This is a genomic window from Winogradskyella pacifica (genome assembly GCF_003386275.1).
GTDB classification, from domain to species: domain Bacteria; phylum Bacteroidota; class Bacteroidia; order Flavobacteriales; family Flavobacteriaceae; genus Winogradskyella; species Winogradskyella pacifica.
Window position 1 is genome coordinate 948,841 of sequence record NZ_QREI01000001.1, and the last position, 19,721, is coordinate 968,561.

Below are 19,721 nucleotides of genomic sequence, written 5' to 3' on the forward strand. Positions count from 1 at the left end.
GTCTTAGGATTCAGAAAATCGGTAGCCCACTCCCCAAGTGGTGAGTATGTATTCGGGGTTTCCAGGGTCTTGTTCTATTTTTGCGCGTAAGCGGTTAATATGAGAATTTACAGTATGTTCGTAACCTTCAAACTCATAGCCCCAAATGCGGTGTAATAATTGCGCACGGCTATAGGTTTTACCAACGTTATTGGCTAATAAACAGAGTAATTCAAATTCTTTGGGCGTAAGATTAAGTCGCTCACCTTGTAATTCTACTTTTCGCATTTCCTGATTGACCACAAGATCTTTACGCGTTAATACTGGTAAATCTGGGTCTTCTTCTGAAGTCGTGCTTGTTGTATCGAAGCTTTGGCGCCTAATGATCGCTTTTACACGGGCTTGCAATTCACGAACACTAAAGGGTTTAGTCATATAATCGTCTGCTCCAGTTTCAAGACCTAAAATCTTGTCGATCTCATCGCTTTTACTAGTGAGCATGAGTATGGGCGTATTAACTTTTGAAGCTCTTAACTCTCTACAAATATCTAAGCCTTTTTTACCAGGTAACATTAAATCTAAAATAACAAGATCATAAGCATTTGTGGAGGCTTCTAAAAAACCTTCGTTACCATTATAACAACTTTTTACGCTTGTTTGATCGTCTTTAAGGTTTATTGTAACCAATTCTGCGATATGCACATCATCTTCAACAACTAGAATTTGAACCATTTTCAATTTATTTTGTGGGCAATCTAGTCCTAAAGTATCATGAAAGTATCCCGATACTATGTTATTTTAAAAACAACATCTGCTTAGATTACAGGTTAATACTTGCAATAGACGAAAGAAGCTGCAGATGCTTTCAAATAAGTTGAGCAATAAAAGATTTACTCCCAAAATTTTTCGATTTCTTCAAGGGGTTTGCCTTTATTTCAAAAGACAATATAAAATTCTGTTATAGCTTATCCACTATATTCTAGAAATACCGATGTAATTATCTGCTTTTTTGAATTGTAGTTACGTAGAACCTTATTAATTATTTGTCAGACAATCCATTGAAAAATCGGCTAATAAGTCGACGCAACTTTGTACTTTTATAACATGAATATAGGATTAGTACTTTCTGGTGGTGGTGTTCGTGGAGCAGCACATATAGGCGTCATTAAGGCACTAGAAGAGCACGGCATCTTTCCTACACATATTGCAGGCACGAGTTCTGGTGCTATTGTCGGCGCCTTGTATGCTGCTGGAGTTTCCTGGTCAGAAATGTTAACGTTCTTTAAAACCATACCGCTTTTTCACACTAAAAGGTATGCGCGAAATAAACCTGGATTTTTAAACTCTGAAAACTTCTATGATGACCTCAAAACCTATTTTCCGAAAGATAATTTTAATGATTTAAAAAAGCCTTTATTCATTCCCGCAGCTAATATTATTGATGGAACGTCTAAGATGTTTAGCAAAGGGCAACTTATAAAACCTATTATAGCTTCAGCCTCTTTTCCTGGTGTGTTTACACCAACCGAAATTAATGGACAATTCTATGTCGATGGAGGCACATTAAATAATTTTCCTGTTGAACCCTTAAAAAAAGATTGTGATAAAATTATAGGTGTATTTGTTAATCCTTTAAAAGAGATTAGTATAAAGGACTTAAAACACTCTTACTCAGTAATAGAACGTGCCTATAAAATTAAAGTTACAGCAGAATCTACGAATAAATTCCCGGATTGTGATTTGGTAATAAGCCCTAAAGACTTAGTCAATTATGGCACTTTTGGAATGAGCAATGTGGACGCTATTTTCAATTTAGGATACATGTCTACACTTACTGCATTAAAAGACAACCCAAGTCTTTTTACACCATAAATTAAAATTATTTCTTCTACCGTGGATTAAAACTACCCACAACCAACTTATATACAGATATTTATTTTTTTTGAAAGGAATTTTAACAGTTCTCGACAAATTCAAGAACCAACCAATCAAAAACTAAATGCAACTAACCAAAATTTTAGGCTACCTTGGTCTTATCGCCTCTATTCTTGTAGGATTAGGCGAATATTTTCTACACTATTCACCTTCCATTTTAGAACATTCTGAGGGTTATGAGTTTTTCAAATTTGTAGCTTTAGAGCATCTTACCACAGGACATTTCCTAGCTGTTATTGGACTGCCTTTTTATTTTGCAGGATACATACATATATATAGAATGCTAAAATCTGGTAACGAAACTTTAGCAAGACTCGTTTTGGCCATTGGTTTTGTTGCTTTTGCTGTTGGAGGTGTTTGGATAGGCTCTAGAGCATCAATAGGTAATATTGTGCACTTAAAGGATACTATAGATCCTTCAACATACCAAAACCTATTAGCACATTACACCGATCATATGGAAGTGTTAGTAAAAGCGCTTCGTATAATTATAGCTACACTTTCTGTTGTTTTTGCTATCGCTATTTTAAAAGGCGGCACGTATTATAAAAAATGGATGGCCATTTTCAATCCCATTGTTATACTTATTTTATTGGTAGTTTTAGGAAAACTAATCCCTTCAATAGGTAAGCACATGTTACCCATACTAATGAATGTAACTCACTTTATTTTATTTGCACTATCACTCTACCAACTAAAAACTATATCAAATGAAACTCATTAAGAAATTTTTAAAACTATTAAGTATTGCCATACTACTGCTCCTTCTAGTGTTAGTTGGTTTTTTCTGGAGAGATTCAGTTTCTGATAAATACGATATAACTATTGCGGAAAATGAAATTCCAAAATTCACCCCTATCCCTTTAGATTTTGTGCATCAATATAATGGCAAAAAATCATTGCCTATTGTTCCTTCAGCGTTAATCGATATTAATAATGATAATATAGATGAAGTCTTTTTTGGTGGTGGTATGGAACAAGAAGATGCAATTTTTGCGTATCGGAATAATGAATTTGTAAATATTTCTTCAGAAGTCAATTTGCCTAAAAAAGGAAATACAACGACAACTGTTGGTGTGGTTTCTGCCGATTTTGATAATAACGGATTTACGGATATTATTTTAGGCCGAGAAGACGGACTTCGCATTTATTTTAATACCAATGGAACGTTTACAGAAACTATTATTGATACTCCAATCAATGAAAAATCTAATCCTGCCGGAATAACGGTAGCCGATATTGATAAAGATGGAGATTTAGATATCTTTTTAGCTACCTATCTTAAAAAAGAATTGATGGAAGGGCAAAATATTTTTGAAGATTACAATTATGGTTCTACAAGCGAGTTGTTACTTAATAATGGTGATAACACTTTTAAAACTATTACTAAATCTGCTGGTTTAGACTATGTACATAATACATTTCAAGGTGTTTTTGTTGATATCGATAATGATAGTTGGCAAGATTTAGTAGTGGTACATGATACTGGAGAAGTACGTACCTATAAAAATAATGGGGACTTAACTTTTACCATGAAAGCCAATCCTTTGACTAAGAAATTTGCGTATCCAATGGGACTCGCTGTGGGTGATTATAACAATGATGGTTTGGTAGATTTTATGTTCTCTAATACAGGAAGTACACTCCCTAATATGATTGCACAAGGAGATATAAAAGATACATCCTTATTTACTGATAAATGGATGCTATTTAAAAACGAAGGAAATTTTAAATTTACCGATGTAGCAGAAAAAGCCAAAATAGCAGATTACGAATTTGCATGGGGTTGTACTTTTGCAGACCTTAATAACGACGGTTTACAAGATTTAATGGTGGCCGAAAATTATGTAGACTTCCCTCCAAGTAAATTATTCAAATTACCGAGTCGTGTTCTAATTCAAAAGGAAAATGGAACATTCGCACCTACCGAAGAAGAGAGTGGACTTACAAATCCTCACTTTGCTATTACGTCATTAGTAAGTGACTTTAATCAAGATGGGTATTTAGATATGATTTGGGTAAATATTGATACACCTGCATTAGCCTATATAAATAAAGGTGGAACCAATAATTATCTACAGGTAGATTTAGGAGAGTCTGTTAACGTACAAGCTGCTAAAGTAACCGTAACTACGCCAACAAAAACGCTGACCGAATGGTTAGTAACAGGAGAGGGTTTAGCTAGTGATCAAACCGCATTACTTCAATTTGGCTTAGGCAAAGAATCTAGAGTTTTAAACATAAAAGTTTGGTTGGCTAATGATAATGAGATTAGTATTGATAATCCAAAAATCAATACTATTATCGATTTAAAAGCTGAAGTTGAAAGGCAAAAGTCAACTTTAGAGACACTTGAAGAAGAATTATAAAATATAAGTGACGTAGAATTTTTTTAGCGTATCTTACCTAATAACTACCTGATATTTAAGTTTTTTCTGTATTTAAAAAAAGATTTAACTTACCTATTATAACTATTATCAATAACCTTAAATAGCATTAGCACTATTTTAAAGGCTGGTACGCTTTTGTTTTTGTTTTAATGAAAACAGTAGCGTATAAATTAAAAACTAATGTCAAACAAAATCACATATTACAGCATTCTTGCAATCCTTATAATAGGATTATTTGGTGCAGGAGGGCTAGTTATTGAAGAATTTAAAACAGGTGAAGGTTGTCCTAAAATAATGGACATACCAATGTGTTTGGTTGTTCTAATCTGTTTTATTATTCCACTAATATCACATCTCTTAAAAAAGGGTAATGTCTTATATTTTTTATTTACAGGGCTTGCTGGTAGCATTGCTTTAATAGCTTCAATTATGCAATTCACAGGACATGCCGAATGCCCAAAAACAGCTTCAGGTACACCAATGTGTTACTACTCCTTATTGCTCTTTAGTAGTTTAATTATTCTAAAAATATTATACATTAAATCAAAACCTAAACCATGAAAAAACCAGTAGTCATTGCTCAAGTAAGCTCCTTAGAAAATAAGCAACCAGAACATGCACTGGTCAACGGATTAGACTTAGTCATCGTGAAATTTGATGATGATATTTCTGTACTTTACGGAAGATGTTTGCACAGAGGAGCACTAATGTCCGACGGTCATGTAGATGGTCATAATCTTATATGCGGAGTTCACGGATGGGATTATCGTGTAGATTCAGGAGTTTCAGAATATAATAACAAAGAAGTCCTTCATAAGTTTTCTACCAAAATTGAAGGTGATGATTTATTTGTAGATGCTTTCGAAATTGATGCTTATTTAGTAAATAGTCCACAGCCTTTTAATCGCGATACGTATTTAGGAGCCTACGCAGATACCCATCCAGAAGAAACAGAGCCATATACAGGTTATATAAAAGAATTGGCTCAAAATGGACTAAAAAATATTGGTCATCATGGATTCTCAGCTTCTATGGGAGTCGATAGAGATACACTTCCTAAATGGAACGATATTCAGTTTTTACCCGCACAATTAGCATCGAGACCTTTATTAGATCATGAAGACGTTGCAACTAAAGTTGTGATTGGGCCAAAGGCAAAAAAGCCCTTAGAACTAGACATGCCACTTTTTGTAAGTGATATGAGTTTTGGAGCCTTATCTCGTGAAGCTAAAATAGCATTATCAAAAGGAGCACAATTAGCAGGCACAGGAATTTGCTCTGGTGAAGGTGGCATGTTACCAGAAGAGCAAGCGAGTAATTCCAAATATTTTTACGAATTAGCATCCGCTCAATTTGGATTTTCTTGGGATAAATTAGATAACGTACAGGCCTTTCATTTTAAAGGAGGTCAAGGTGCAAAAACAGGAACTGGAGGACATTTACCAGGCAATAAAGTAAGTGCTGAAATTGCAGCAGTTCGCGGGTTAAAAGAAGGAGAAACAGCAATTTCACCAGCTGCAAACCCAAATTTTTATACGGTTGAAGACTTTAAAGTATTTGCAGATAAAGTTAGAGAACGCACAGGAGGCATTCCTATCGGGTTTAAAATTGCGGCCAGTCATATTGAAAAAGACATTCAATTTGCACTCGATGTTGGTGTCGATTATATTATTCTCGATGGTCGTGGTGGCGGAACAGGCTCTGCTCCTACAATTTTAAGAGATCATATTAATGTACCAACCATTCCGGCATTAGCAAGAGCAAGAGCTTATATGGATAAAGTTGGTGCAACTGATGTCACTTTAGTTATTACAGGAGGTTTACGTGTTGCTGAGGATTTTGCAAAAGCCATGATGTTGGGAGCAGATGCTATTGCAGTCTCTAACTCAGCGTTACAAGCTATTGGATGTTTAGGGATGCGTGCTTGCGGCAGTAATAACTGTCCGGTAGGGATTGCGACTCAAAAAGAATCGTTACGTAGCAGATTGATTATCGATTCTTCAGCTAAACAATTACAAAACTACTTTGAAGCAAGTAACGATTTAATCAAAGTTATAGCACGTGCTTGTGGTTATGATAGGATCTCTAAATTCAATCACGATGACCTTTCAACTTACGACCACGACATACATCAACTTACAGGAATTAATTACGCAGGAATAAAATAAAAAAACAGACTATGGAAAAACAAATGCATTTAGCGGCTCAATATTTAGCTGCAGCAGGAATAAGCTTTTTAGAAAAACAACCAGACGACAGCCATACTAACTTAGGGTTTGATAAAGACAATGGAAGTCTTTGTACGCATATACTTTCAGACAATGGTGATCAATTATATTTAGATTATGAAAAGTTCGCATTACAATGGAAATCTAATAAAGGAACCACAACTTTTGAGTTAGATGGAGCAATGCATGCTGAGGTTTTAAGTTGGTTATCGGACACGTCTAAAGCGCACTTAAATAAAACATATCACTACGCGTTTCACTACGATTTACCTTATGCTATAGACAATTCTTTTACGTTTGAATTGTTAGATTCTGACCAATTGAATACACTCAAAAACCTACGTGTTTTAGCGCAGTCAGTTCTTGAAAAAATCGATCAACACTACGATCTTAATACATCGATTAGAGTCTGGCCACATCATTTTGATTCTGGTATTTATAATGCATTACCCGATTCTGATATTACTATTGGGTTAGGGTTAGCAATTCCTGATGCTATTAGCAACAAACATTATTTATATATCTCTGGATACAAAAATGGTGGTACAATAGACACATTACAATTACCAAAATTGCCATCTGGAGAATGGAAATCTGATGACTTTAAAGGTGCGGTTCTTAATGCAGATACGATTGTAGAATCTGAAGGTGTCGCATTTTTTGAAGAAGCAATAAACGTGCTAAAAAACAACGAACTATAACCACAAAAGTATTACTGGTTATTATTCTGAACTGGAGTAATAACTGGTAGTAATGACATTTATAATGTTTCAACATCTTTGGAAATTTTAGTCATAGTTGTATCCACGTTTGGGCTTATTTTGTTGATAATATATTCCGTTAGACCTGTGAATATTCATCAATTTCAGTTTTAAAATTAGGTCTAATTAAATCAATTTTATTATGAAAAAACAAAAATAATTTAAGGTTCTAGACCATAGAAAAATACTTCCAGAAGGACGTATACAAACCGTAACAGCTGGTTCTGAAGGGACGTGTGGCAAACACCACTAACTAACCCAAGCTTTGCAAAATATGCAGAAAATTGTGGTGTTTCAGGAATTCGTGTTGAAAAACGCAATAAACATAACAGACCTACACTTTTAAAAGTGTTACAGATGTAAATTTAATTTAAGAATAAAACATATTAAACAAACTAAAAATGAAAATAATTAATAAAGCAAGTAATTTAATAGCCGCTGCGCTTATGCTATTTTTTGCAATTCCAAAATTAGTAGGAATTGAAAAAAGCGTTCAAGGGTTTGAACAGTTTAAATCGTTAGTACCGTTAGATCCAGATATTTTTAGAGTATTTACAGGTAGTGTGGAACTCGTAATTGCGATTCTTCTTATCATATATACTATTAAGAACACAAATAACTTAGGGAAATTGGCCTATTTTTTATTATTGGCAACAATGATTGGCGGTTTAATAATGGAGTTCTTTGCAAGACCAGAACCAGTAATGATGCTTGTTGTTATTGCTGTACTTCTTTCTGTACTTTCTACATATAAACTCAAAATATTAGCCAAAAAGTAGTACAAGTATTCAAAGTAAAATACAGCACTTTTAAAATGAAAGTGTTTTAATTTAAACAATAGATAGATACAGTAAATAAGGTTAATGCGGAATTGCAAATAGTTAATCGCCCTTTTAAGTATTTGTAATTTTCTCTTAACGCCTATTCATTTTATGTTAAGTGATTTTAGCCCTGCTTATGTTGCAGTTATAAATTAACATCATAGGCAATTTTACCTTGCCATTGTTATCGGTGTTTTTGTTGGATAATATATTAATACAAAATCAAAATAACATGTTTGAATCTTTCAGTATTGTATTTACAATCGCAGCACTTTTTAACTACATCAATTATAAGTGGTTAAAACTACCAACAACTATTGGGTTGATGATGTTAAGCTTACTCTTAATCATTCCTATAATGTTAAGCGAATCTGTTTTTCCAGAATTTTACAGATTCTTTTGTGATATTATTGTTAACGCCGATTTTAAAACACTATTACTCAATGGTATTTTAAGTTTTTTATTGTTCGCAGGCGCACTGCATGTTAACCTCGCCGCACTCGAAAAAGAGAAAAAATCAATTTTGTTGTTTGCAACGTTAGGTGTTCTCATATCTACATTTATAGTCGGTGGTTTAGTGTTTTTTGGCGCACAATGGATTTGTTTAGAATTGCCTTTTCTGCACGCACTTTTATTTGGTGCTTTAATTTCACCTACCGATCCAATTGCGGTGATGGCTATTTTAAAAGAAGCAAATATTGCTGAAAGTTTAGGTATAAAAATAGAAGGAGAATCCTTGTTCAATGATGGTATTGGTGTTGTTGTCTTTTCTGGTATATTATTAATTGCTACAGCAACAGGAGAACACAGTTCAGCTGAAATAGGGACAGAAATAGGCACATTATTTTTAGAAGAAGCAGTAGGCGGATTACTTTACGGATTACTCATCGGTTTTCTAGGCTTAAAATGCATTCAATCATTAAAAGAAAACCCACAATTGGCAGTAATGATTACACTTGCTGTAGTCATGGGAGGAACAGCAGGCGCATTTATGCTACACATATCGGCACCATTAGCAATGGTTGTTGCAGGTTTATTAATAGGAAACAAAATTCATGTAAACGAAGATAAAAACGCTATACAAAAAGCCATCAATTCTTTTTGGGAAATTTTAGATGATGTTTTTAACGGCATCTTATTCGTACTTATCGGATTGGCTATTCATCTGTTAGAATTTGACCTCACACATTTATTATTAGGTGTTCTTACTATTGTCATTGTATTGGTAGCGCGTTTTATTTCTGTTTTACTTACTTATTCACTACTAAAACACCAAGCAGAAAAGCCAATAAAAACAGTCGCTGTATTAACTTGGGGAGGATTACGTGGGGGAATATCAATTGCTCTTGCCTTAAGCTTATCAAATGATCTATCCAGTGAGCTTATTTTATATATTACTTATGTAGTCGTATTGTTTTCAATAATTGTACAAGGCTTAAGCATTGGAGCATTTGTAAAGAAATTGTATAAGTAGAGATGCTATTTGAATAATTTGATGCAGAAAATGCGATACAGCTCTTTTCTTTCTGGAATGCGTCAATAAGATGAGTTACTAAAGATTACATTGATTTAATATCAAATCAATACTATAAAATTCTTTAGATAATCTAACCATATAAAAAAAACAGAATTATGGAACTAATAGATGTCACTTTTTTAAGCCCTGTCGCCCTTTTATTACTTCGAATTAGTGTTGGAATGGTCTTTTTTAGTAGCGGTAAAAGTCATGCAATAAACCCTAAAGAACGTGGAGAAAGTATGGGGATGCCAGCATCGGCTGCTATGGTATTGGGCATCACGGAAATGCTTGCAGCAGTATCTATTATTTTAGGAATTTTCACGCAAGTGGGAGCTATATTGATTATGATAACAATGCTTGGAGCCATCTATAAGAAAATTTTTGAGTGGAAAACAGGATTTTACGCAGAAGAAGGTTTTGGTTGGCATTATGACGTTATATTTTTTATTGCAGCCTTTATAATATTAACTACAAATGGTGGCTTATATACCATTTATTAAAATAAAACTATGTCTAAAAACGTATCAGAACAATTATTGGAAATATTAATAGCTACTGGAGTTAAGAACATCTACGGTGTTACGGGTGATGCTCTTAACTTTTTTGTGAAAGCTATAGAAAAAAGAGATGATGCTAATTGGATTGGCTTTAAACATGAAGGCAATGCATCATTTGCAGCGTTTGGAGATAGTGAATCTACAGGTTCGCTTGCCGTCTGTGCCGGAACCGTTGGACCAGGAGCCTTACATCTTATTAATGGCCTTTATAATGCTAAAAAAGCACGAACACCGGTAATCGCCATTACAGGACAAGTTCCCCAAATACAACAGGGAACAAATTATTTTCAAGAGGTCGATCTTACAAAAGTATATGATGATGTTTGTGATTATCAAGCTATTATTAAAACACCAGAAATGGCACCACGTGTCATTTTACGTGCTATTCAGATTGCAGTTTCCCGAAAAACAGTTTGCCGAATTGAACTTCCTGCAGATGTTGCCGGAATGGAAGCAGAAAACGAACAAATGTTAAGACCTATTTATAATTCTGATGCTATTTTAATGCCTGGTAATGACTCCGTAAAGAAAGCCGTAGAAGCCATTAATAGTGCCAAGACGGTTGCTATTCTTGCAGGTCATGGTTGCAGAGAAGCCAGAAGCGAAATCCTTGACCTTTCCCGAAAATTAAAAGCCCCTATTACACATACGCTAAAAGCAACCGACATATTTGACCACGATACCGAAAATACGGTTGGCCTCACAGGACTAATAGGCAATCCAACAGGCTATAATGCAGTGATGAAATGTGATTTGTTGCTCATGCTCGCTACCGATTTTCCGTACACTGATTTCTTACCTCACGATACAGAAACTATTCAAGTTGATATAAGAGAAGAAAATATAGGAAATAGAACAAGTGTAAACATTGGTATACATAGTGACGTAAATACTTTTGTGAAAGCACTAATTCCATTAGTTGAAGAAAAAACTGATGACCAATTTCTTTCAACATTAAACGAAAAATTCACCAAATGGAAAAAGAGTAAATTAGAGGAAGCATCACCAGAGCGCGATAACGAACCGTTACATCCACAAATATTTACACGTTATATTAATGAATATGCTTCAGACGATGCCATTTTTACAGTTGAGACAGGCACCTCGGCCATATGGGCTGCACATCATATTTCATTTCATACTAACAGAAGAATTATGGGCTCATTTAATCATGGTTCTATGGCTGTCGGACTTCCTGCAGCTATGGGAGCGTCAATGGCCAATCCTGGCAGAGAAGTATGGTGTATCTCTGGAGATGGAGCGTTCAATATGGCAATGCAAGATTTTATTACGGCTGTAAGATATAATCTTCCTGTTAAAATCCTTATTCTCAATAATTCTCAGTTAAGTTTTGTAAAATTAGAAATGGAGGAAGTAGGACTCGCACCTGCTTTGGACGCTTTAGAACAACAAAATGTCAATTTTGCAGACTACGCTCGTTTGTGCGGTGGAGAAGGGGTCCGAGTCGAAAAAGCTAAAGACATAGAAAATGCCATAAAAATGGCAAAAGTAAGTACTAAGCCATTTATTATTGATGCGGTTGTAAGTAGCGGTGAATTATCTCTACCACCGCATATAGGGCTAAAGGAGGCTGTTGGCTTTGGAACTTCAAAATTAAAAGAAGTGAGCCAAATCATTTCTGGAGATGCTGATCAATGGGACAACCTTAAAAAAGAACTCAAGGCCTTTTTTGATTAATATTTTAACCTTTTAAAACTAAAATTATGAACAACAAATTTTTAAGAAGGATAAACAAATATTACTAAAAATTAGGTAAAGGTATTTAGGCTTAAATCATTCCATATCACTTTTGCTAAAGTAATTATACCCTATCTCTGTTTTACTTTCTTATTAATTATAGAATAATACATCTTATAACTGAGCAATTGTTATTTCTATTATTGATTAAGAATTAAGTAGTCGTAAATTTGTAAAAAGATCATATTTTTAAATATGGTCTAAATTATAAAACATCCAACTATGGGCGATAAATCAAAAGTAAAGGCAGAGGATAAATATTTAATGGAAGAATTAGATATTGATAAAGACGCCTTAAAGCAATTAAAAAAGAAATTGGCGAAAGTTGCACCAAGGTCTGAAAGAGGAGTAGAAACATTATTTAGATTGTTATCTAAAAATCAGTATACTCTAAACACGATGATAGATACAAAATCTAATATTTTAATATCCATAAACGCTTTAATTTTATCATTGATTCTAGGTACGGTAATGAGTCAATTAAGTACAGATCCTCACCTAATCTTTCCTGTAGTAATGATATTGTTCACGAATCTAGCTTCAATTGCCTTTGCAATTTTTGCAACACGACCAGAATTAGTTCATGGAAAAAGTGAGACAAAAAACTTAATGTTTTATGGGAACTTTCATGAGATGGAAGAAGATGAGTACGTAAATAACATTACCAACTTAATGAATGAAGGTGATGAGTTATATAAAACCATTGCAACAGACACTTACCATTTAGGTAAAACAATTGATCGTAAATTTAAATTACTTCGTAAATCCTTTAATATTTTTTTAGTGGGTATTATTTTATCCGTAATCGCATTTATAGGGTGTCATGTATTTTTTGGAGGGATGATTTAATTTTTAAGCAAAGCTTTTTAGCTTCGGGCGTCCTATATAAGATTAAAACGTCTACTTTATAAAAAAAGCCTTACATTTCTGTAAGGCTTGATTTTACTAGTGGTCCCACTTGGGCTCGAACCAAGGACCACCTGATTATGAGACAGATTATTTTAGTTTTCATTTAGCAATATTTAGCACCTTATGTATTCACTATCAGTTATTTATAAGATTTTGTTTTGTTTTTATTTGCATATGATTTACCTTTAAAAGGCAATTTGTTGTACAGATGTTGTACTGATTAAATCTAAGTCTATGTCAACCGTAAAAACCGTATTGAGAAAAACAATACTTGCTGATGGTAGTTATCCTATCTCTTTAAGAGTGTCGAAAGATAGAAAATCGAAATATTTTAAAACAATATTTAGAGCATTCCCGATGGAGTGGAATCAAACAACAGGGAGCTTTACCAATAAGAATTCAAATAATATCCAAAATAACAGGTTACTTCTTAAATTCAAGGATAGAGCGTTAAAAATTCTTTCCGACTTAGAAATGGAAAAAAGTGATTTCACACTAAAAGATTTTGAAAATCGCTTTAGACTTGTGTCTAATCCAGTACATCAAAATGTTTTTTATTTTTGGGATGAAATTATTGGTGAAATGATTTATGCAGGAAGAACAGGCAATGCACGCGTAAATAAAGAAGTGTTCGCTTCTTTAAATTTATTTCATAAAAGCACTAGACTTAACTTTAAAGACATCACCCCTTCCTTTTTAAATAAATATGAAGCTTTCTTAAGGTCAAGAGGAGGAAGCGATGGTGGTATAGGTGTGCGAATGAGAACCATAAGAGCACTATATAACTTTGCTATTGAAAGAAAAATAGCTAAAGAACAGGATTATCCCTTTAAAATATATAAGGTATCAAAACTAAAAGGTAAAAATCTCAAAAAGGCTTTAAGAATAGAAGAAATCCTTCAAATTAGAGATTTCGACTTAGCAAGATATCCACGGTACGTCAATACCAGAAACTATTTCATATTTAGTTTTTACACTAGAGGAATGAACTTTGTGGATATGATGAAACTTGAGTGGAAAGCAATTAACAATGATAAAATATATTATACGAGATCTAAAACTAAAGGGAATTTCAAAATTAAAATTCTACCCCCTGTTCGAGAGATTTTGAATTATTATAAAGAGTTTGCCATTGATACTAAATATGTATTTCCTATTCTTTTAAAAAACAACTTGACCCCTCCACAATTGGAAAACAGAAAACATAAAACCCTTCAGCGCTATAACAAAGAATTAAAAGAGATTGCCGAAATATGTGGAATTGATAAACCCATAACCAGCTATGTCGCCAGACATAGTTTTGCTAACTGTTTAAAACAAAAAGGGGTAGCGACCGATATTATTAGTGAATCCATGGGCCATCAAAACCTCAGTATCACACAAACTTATCTTAAAGAATTTGACAATTCAGTTTTAGATAATGCGATCGAAATTTTGGTTTGAAGGTATTTCTAAAAAAGATGTGTTAAACTAATTGATAAGTAATCTTTTCAGTTCCTTCATATTGGAAGTATGCTTTTCCAGGTTACTTTCCTTAAGGGATTGTAAGTTTTGAAGTTTCCATTGTATGGCCGGAAACTTTTCAAAATCATAAACGCTCCAATCCGGAGACGTGTTTTCAAAATTCACAATAAATTTCTTATCGCTTTCGGTTAATTCTTCCTGTATATTTTCAATTAGCTTCTCCCTAGTTTGCTCAAAATCCGCATACGAAAAAAGCCTTTCTGTCATACCCATAAATTGATTTGCAAAAGCTTGTTCTTGATTTATTAAATTTGGAAATAAAACTTCTTTAATAGGTCTTTTGCTGCTCAGTAACGTAAAGATAAAACCTTCTTTTATTTCTTCTGTAAACCCTTCATTGTCTAACAAATCCTTTACATCAAATAAATCTCTTGGATGCTGTCTATCCAACGCAGCAACTATTTTTCCACCATACAATTGTCCAAACGAAACTCCTTGAATTGAACAAAAGACATCGAAATCTTCTTGCGCTTTATTGCATAAAACCAAAGTACTCGTATCACCCAATAAACCTCTGATGCCTTGATTTACTTCAATTTTAATTAAAGCACCTTTATCACTTATCTGTAATTTTAGCTTGTCCTTTTGATGTTCGATCAATAAATTTGGAAAAATTGTATTCAAGCGTTTCTTTATTTCTCCTAAGGCATTATTAATATTAGAAAAAGAAGTTGTTCTATTTTCTATAGGTATATATGTTAAATCAATATCAACTGACAACCTAGACATATTCCTTACAAATAAATTGATAGCCGTACCCCCATGAAGAGCAAAGCATTTTTCTTTTGCTACTTCAGGAATTACACTTAGAAGTAATCGCACTTGATGCTTATAATTATTCATCCACCAAATTTTTAGGAATTGTAATTTTATATTTTGGATCATATACGCCATCGGCGACAATTTGTCGTTTCCCCTTTCCCAAGTCAATGTTCTCAACGCTTACAAATTCTAACCACGGATGTCGACACTTATTAGCCAGATATAAAAACAATCGTTTTACTTTTACTGATTTACAAGCTTCGAGCAATTGCTGTACTTGATTAGGACGTAAATTATTCAAACCTTCCATGAGTTCATAGCACTCCTTTAAATCTTGCTTTTTAGGAGCTAAATACAAACACTCCATTATTGCTCGTGCTGCACCTGATACTTTTATAGAAAATCCATTTATTTCAACTTCTGTAAAACCAAAATCAGCAGGCAAGAATGATGTAGGATAATAGTTTAACTTCATTTCCCAATTATAATTTGTCAACCAAGAAGGAATTCGCTCGTTTTCATTTCCAAAAAGAATATACTGTTGTCTTGAAAATTCCAGATAATGAGCCTTTCCTAATAGATTTAAAGCTGATTTTCCGCCCGGATGAATACTAACATGACTTTGTGATTGTAATGCAAAAACAGCTCCTTCTATGGTTGCTGAATCTCCACTTCTCACATATGCTCCATTATTTAGAGAAGTAATCCAATTACTCTTTTTATATCGGCTCAATAACTGATGTGAATACCCGTTTTCCACTAACCACGATGTAAGATACACAGCATTTTGTGGCCAGCCACGCAAAAGAGAGTTTATTTTATGTTCTTTTTCTAAACTCATAGTGTAGTATTATTTAAAAATATAAACCAAAGATATAGACTAGTTTATAATTACCCAAATAAAGAAACTAATAGTTTAGTCTATTGATTAGATATAAACTTATTATCTCTCATGTGTCTTATAAGTATTTAACAAAGGGTTGAAGTGTAAATTTGAATCAAATGATAAAAGAAGGAGTGATATTAAACATTTATTAATGACTTCATTTTTACATAGAATTCGATTAACCCAGTCTTATAAAGGTTATGATATATTCAACTGTTTAATTTAGGCCAGGGCCATTCTTTTTTAATATGGCTTTATAAAACATAAGGTACAAAATAGATACAAAGAAAAACCTTTAAGGCTTTTAGTTGTCGTGAATTGCTTTCAGATTACTATTTTAGTATAGCATTTACAGGAAGTTTGAAGACCGAAACAAAGGCATGTAGTTGTGAATTGCTTTCAGATTACTATTTTAGTATAGCATTTACAGGAGCACCTGACAAAACCTTGGACACCTGTCGTTGTGAATTGCTTTCAGATTACTATTTTAGTATAGCATTTACAGGAGACTTCCGTGTTTGTCGTCGCAAGATACTGTTGTGAATTGCTTTCAGATTACTATTTTAGTATAGCATTTACAGGCAAATATTTGATTTATGCGACTGCCCTTAGTTGTGAATTGCTTTCAGATTACTATTTTAGTATAGCATTTACAGGAAATTATGCTTAAATAACACGTTTAAACGCGTTGTGAATTGCTTTCAGATTACTATTTTAGTATAGCATTTACAGGCATATTAACAGTTATCAAATAGAGCAGATGGTTGTGAATTGCTTTCAGATTACTATTTTAGTATAGCATTTACAGGAAAGGATATAGTTTTGAATGTAGAGAGGAAGTTGTGAATTGCTTTCAGATTACTATTTTAGTATAGCATTTACAGGAAAAATAGGTCAACGGGTCACGTTCACGCTGTTGTGAATTGCTTTCAGATTACTATTTTAGTATAGCATTTACAGGTAGTAGTCTTTTTAGTTAGATCCCATTCAGTTGTGAATTGCTTTCAGATTACTATTTTAGTATAGCATTTACAGGTGTCTTTTTATTTGAGAGACTTCTAAACCGGTTGTGAATTGCTTTCAGATTACTATTTTAGTATAGCATTTACAGGAACACTGAGCAAGGTAGAATTAGAGAGGTTGTTGTGAATTGCTTTCAGATTACTATTTTAGTATAGCATTTACAGGAAAATACAAAATTAAATATTGTTGTGTATGTTGTGAATTGCTTTCAGATTACTATTTTAGTATAGCATTTACAGGAAAAGAAGGCGGTACCAATGATTTAAAAGAGTTGTGAATTGCTTTCAGATTACTATTTTAGTATAGCATTTACAGGAGGGCTGATACTTTTAAATACTCGCTTTCAGTTGTGAATTGCTTTCAGATTACTATTTTAGTATAGCATTTACAGGATGAGCAAGCAAGAGAGCGACACTGTAGAAGTTGTGAATTGCTTTCAGATTACTATTTTAGTATAGCATTTACAGGTAAGGTAGAAAGGAAATAACCACTACGTTAGTTGTGAATTGCTTTCAGATTACTATTTTAGTATAGCATTTACAGGTTTTAGCGCGTCCATCTAATTGCTGTTGTGTTGTGAATTGCTTTCAGATTACTATTTTAGTATAGCATTTACAGGAATAACTAACATGAACGACCCCATTTTCCGTTGTGAATTGCTTTCAGATTACTATTTTAGTATAGCATTTACAGGAAATAGATACGTTATTAAAACTAAGATATGTTGTGAATTGCTTTCAGATTACTATTTTAGTATAGCATTTACAGGAAAAGAAGGCGGTACCAATGATTTAAAAGAGTTGTGAATTGCTTTCAGATTACTATTTTAGTATAGCATTTACAGGAGGGCTGATACTTTTAAATACTCGCTTTCAGTTGTGAATTGCTTTCAGATTACTATTTTAGTATAGCATTTACAGGTTTTAGCGCGTCCATCTAATTGCTGTTGTGTTGTGAATTGCTTTCAGATTACTATTTTAGTATAGCATTTACAGGTTGTACGATGTGAGTGACAACTTACTTATGTTGTGAATTGCTTTCAGATTACTATTTTAGTATAGCATTTACAGGATCACGTTACTTACATATATTAATGGTCAAGTTGTGAATTGCTTTCAGATTACTATTTTAGTATAGCATTTACAGGATATGCTTCACCTATATTGCATTTATCTAGTTGTGAATTGCTTTCAGATTACTATTTTAGTATAGCATTTACAGGTTATATCCACGTTTGATGGTAGCTTGCCTTGTTGTGAATTGCTTTCAGATTACTATTTTAGTATAGCATTTACAGGATACCCAAAACTTTAGAAATATTAGGTTCCGTTGTGAATTGCTTTCAGATTACTATTTTAGTATAGCATTTACAGGATATCTGTTTCATTTCTTATTTGACCATCAGTTGTGAATTGCTTTCAGATTACTATTTTAGTATAGCATTTACAGGACCGATATTTGTTTCAAATATAATATTATCGTTGTGAATTGCTTTCAGATTACTATTTTAGTATAGCATTTACAGGGGATAAAAATCTATAAAATATAAACCACCAGTTGTGAATTGCTTTCAGATTACTATTTTAGTATAGCATTTACAGGCCATCTATCTTTTCGTACTGTACGTTAATAGTTGTGAATTGCTTTCAGATTACTATTTTAGTATAGCATTTACAGGAAGAACTGATAATGGTGATTGTGACCTATAGTTGTGAATTGCTTTCAGATTACTATTTTAGTATAGCATTTACAGGCTGCTGTGGCTTCAATAGCTGCTGCATACGGTTGTGAATTGCTTTCAGATTACTATTTTAGTATAGCATTTACAGGCTCATCATATAACATATAACAACAACTTTTGTTGTGAATTGCTTTCAGATTACTATTTTAGTATAGCATTTACAGGAGGTCATTACTTTATCAAAGCTAAACGTTAGTTGTGAATTGCTTTCAGATTACTATTTTAGTATAGCATTTACAGGTGTTAAAGCTAAATCTTCGCCAATACCTTCGTTGTGAATTGCTTTCAGATTACTATTTTAGTATAGCATTTACAGGTGGAGAAAATGTATGTAAAAAGATGATCGTGTTGTGAATTGCTTTCAGATTACTATTTTAGTATAGCATTTACAGGTGTTTTGTTTACAGTAGTCAAATGCATCATGTTGTGAATTGCTTTCAGATTACTATTTTAGTATAGCATTTACAGGTTTAGTATTGAGAGATATCACAGCGGATAAGTTGTGAATTGCTTTCAGATTACTATTTTAGTATAGCATTTACAGGTTAGCAATGAAATATCACTAACAACTTTGTGTTGTGAATTGCTTTCAGATTACTATTTTAGTATAGCATTTACAGGCTCAAAGATGGAAAAGAACGATCTCATTATGTTGTGAATTGCTTTCAGATTACTATTTTAGTATAGCATTTACAGGTATGATGTTGAACGTGAATTTATTGAGATAGTTGTGAATTGCTTTCAGATTACTATTTTAGTATAGCATTTACAGGTTTATTTTTTTGATTTGTAGTGTCATACCCGTTGTGAATTGCTTTCAGATTACTATTTTAGTATAGCATTTACAGGAATATTTATTGGTCATTAGACATCCAGGATGTTGTGAATTGCTTTCAGATTACTATTTTAGTATAGCATTTACAGGTAT

Annotated in this window: 15 protein-coding genes and 1 CRISPR repeat array (1 of these 16 running past the window's edge); of the genes, 12 read left to right on the plus strand and 3 right to left on the minus strand. The window is 33.2% G+C overall.

Going from position 1 to position 19,721, the window contains the following annotated elements; translation table 11 throughout:
* Positions 1 to 3: 3 nt before the first annotated feature.
* Positions 4 to 711 carry a response regulator transcription factor gene (locus tag DFQ09_RS04115; protein ID WP_115808370.1) on the minus strand — a complete coding sequence of 236 codons (708 nt, stop codon included), beginning with the start codon at positions 709 to 711 and terminating at the stop codon, positions 4 to 6.
* A 372-nt stretch (positions 712 to 1,083) separates the two neighbouring features.
* Here DFQ09_RS04115 and DFQ09_RS04120 point away from each other — a divergent pair, with 372 nt between their 5' ends.
* From DFQ09_RS04120 to DFQ09_RS04175, 12 genes are all read left to right on the plus strand, one after another.
* Complete coding sequence (locus DFQ09_RS04120; RefSeq protein WP_115808371.1) at positions 1,084 to 1,851, plus strand: patatin-like phospholipase family protein; 768 nt, start codon at positions 1,084 to 1,086, stop codon at positions 1,849 to 1,851.
* 127 nt (positions 1,852 to 1,978) lie between these two features.
* Positions 1,979 to 2,638, plus strand: coding sequence for a DUF6796 family protein (locus tag DFQ09_RS04125; protein ID WP_115808372.1), 660 nt, complete (start codon positions 1,979 to 1,981; stop codon positions 2,636 to 2,638).
* A complete protein-coding gene (locus DFQ09_RS04130; protein WP_245940301.1) occupies positions 2,625 to 4,283 on the plus strand; it encodes an FG-GAP repeat domain-containing protein in 1,659 nt (552 codons plus the stop codon). Before DFQ09_RS04125 ends, DFQ09_RS04130 begins: the two co-directional genes overlap by 14 nt.
* A 201-nt stretch (positions 4,284 to 4,484) precedes the next feature.
* The gene (locus tag DFQ09_RS04135; RefSeq protein WP_115808373.1) at positions 4,485 to 4,865 is read left to right on the plus strand and encodes a hypothetical protein; all 381 of its coding nucleotides are present in this window, start codon (positions 4,485 to 4,487) and stop codon (positions 4,863 to 4,865) included.
* On the plus strand, positions 4,862 to 6,472 hold the full coding sequence (locus tag DFQ09_RS04140; RefSeq protein ID WP_115808374.1) for a glutamate synthase-related protein: 1,611 nt from the start codon (positions 4,862 to 4,864) through the stop codon (positions 6,470 to 6,472). Before DFQ09_RS04135 ends, DFQ09_RS04140 begins: the two co-directional genes overlap by 4 nt.
* 11 nt (positions 6,473 to 6,483) lie before the next feature.
* Positions 6,484 to 7,233 (plus strand): hypothetical protein, encoded by a 750-nt coding sequence (locus DFQ09_RS04145; protein ID WP_115808375.1) that lies wholly within the window; start codon positions 6,484 to 6,486, stop codon positions 7,231 to 7,233.
* A gap of 461 nt (positions 7,234 to 7,694) precedes the next feature.
* Complete coding sequence (locus tag DFQ09_RS04150) at positions 7,695 to 8,072, plus strand: DoxX family protein (RefSeq protein ID WP_115808376.1); 378 nt, start codon at positions 7,695 to 7,697, stop codon at positions 8,070 to 8,072.
* Positions 8,073 to 8,346: 274 nt separating this feature from the next.
* Positions 8,347 to 9,588, plus strand: coding sequence for a cation:proton antiporter (locus tag DFQ09_RS04155; protein WP_115808377.1), 1,242 nt, complete (start codon positions 8,347 to 8,349; stop codon positions 9,586 to 9,588).
* 158 nt (positions 9,589 to 9,746) lie between these two features.
* Positions 9,747 to 10,133: a DoxX family protein gene (locus DFQ09_RS04160; RefSeq protein ID WP_115808378.1), complete on the plus strand. Its 387-nt coding sequence runs from the start codon at positions 9,747 to 9,749 to the stop codon at positions 10,131 to 10,133.
* Between the two features lie 9 nt (positions 10,134 to 10,142).
* Entirely contained in the window at positions 10,143 to 11,888 is a 1,746-nt protein-coding gene (locus DFQ09_RS04165; RefSeq protein ID WP_115808379.1) for a thiamine pyrophosphate-dependent enzyme, read from the plus strand.
* Between the two features lie 282 nt (positions 11,889 to 12,170).
* The gene (locus tag DFQ09_RS04170) at positions 12,171 to 12,797 is read left to right on the plus strand and encodes a Pycsar system effector family protein (RefSeq protein WP_115808380.1); all 627 of its coding nucleotides are present in this window, start codon (positions 12,171 to 12,173) and stop codon (positions 12,795 to 12,797) included.
* Positions 12,798 to 13,091: 294 nt separating this feature from the next.
* Complete coding sequence (locus tag DFQ09_RS04175) at positions 13,092 to 14,300, plus strand: site-specific integrase (RefSeq protein WP_115808381.1); 1,209 nt, start codon at positions 13,092 to 13,094, stop codon at positions 14,298 to 14,300.
* 27 nt (positions 14,301 to 14,327) lie between these two features.
* On the opposite strand, the gene DFQ09_RS04180 is transcribed toward DFQ09_RS04175, so the two are convergent.
* Together DFQ09_RS04180 and DFQ09_RS04185 are read right to left on the minus strand one after the other, a co-directional pair.
* Positions 14,328 to 15,224: a nucleotidyl transferase AbiEii/AbiGii toxin family protein gene (locus DFQ09_RS04180; RefSeq protein WP_115808421.1), complete on the minus strand. Its 897-nt coding sequence runs from the start codon at positions 15,222 to 15,224 to the stop codon at positions 14,328 to 14,330.
* Complete coding sequence (locus DFQ09_RS04185; RefSeq protein ID WP_115808382.1) at positions 15,217 to 15,984, minus strand: type IV toxin-antitoxin system AbiEi family antitoxin; 768 nt, start codon at positions 15,982 to 15,984, stop codon at positions 15,217 to 15,219. The genes DFQ09_RS04180 and DFQ09_RS04185 overlap by 8 nt, the downstream gene beginning before the upstream one ends.
* Before the next feature lie 355 nt (positions 15,985 to 16,339).
* Positions 16,340 to 19,721: direct repeats of the CRISPR family, unit length 46 nt; unit sequence GTTGTGAATTGCTTTCAGATTACTATTTTAGTATAGCATTTACAGG (it continues 1,971 nt past the right edge of the window).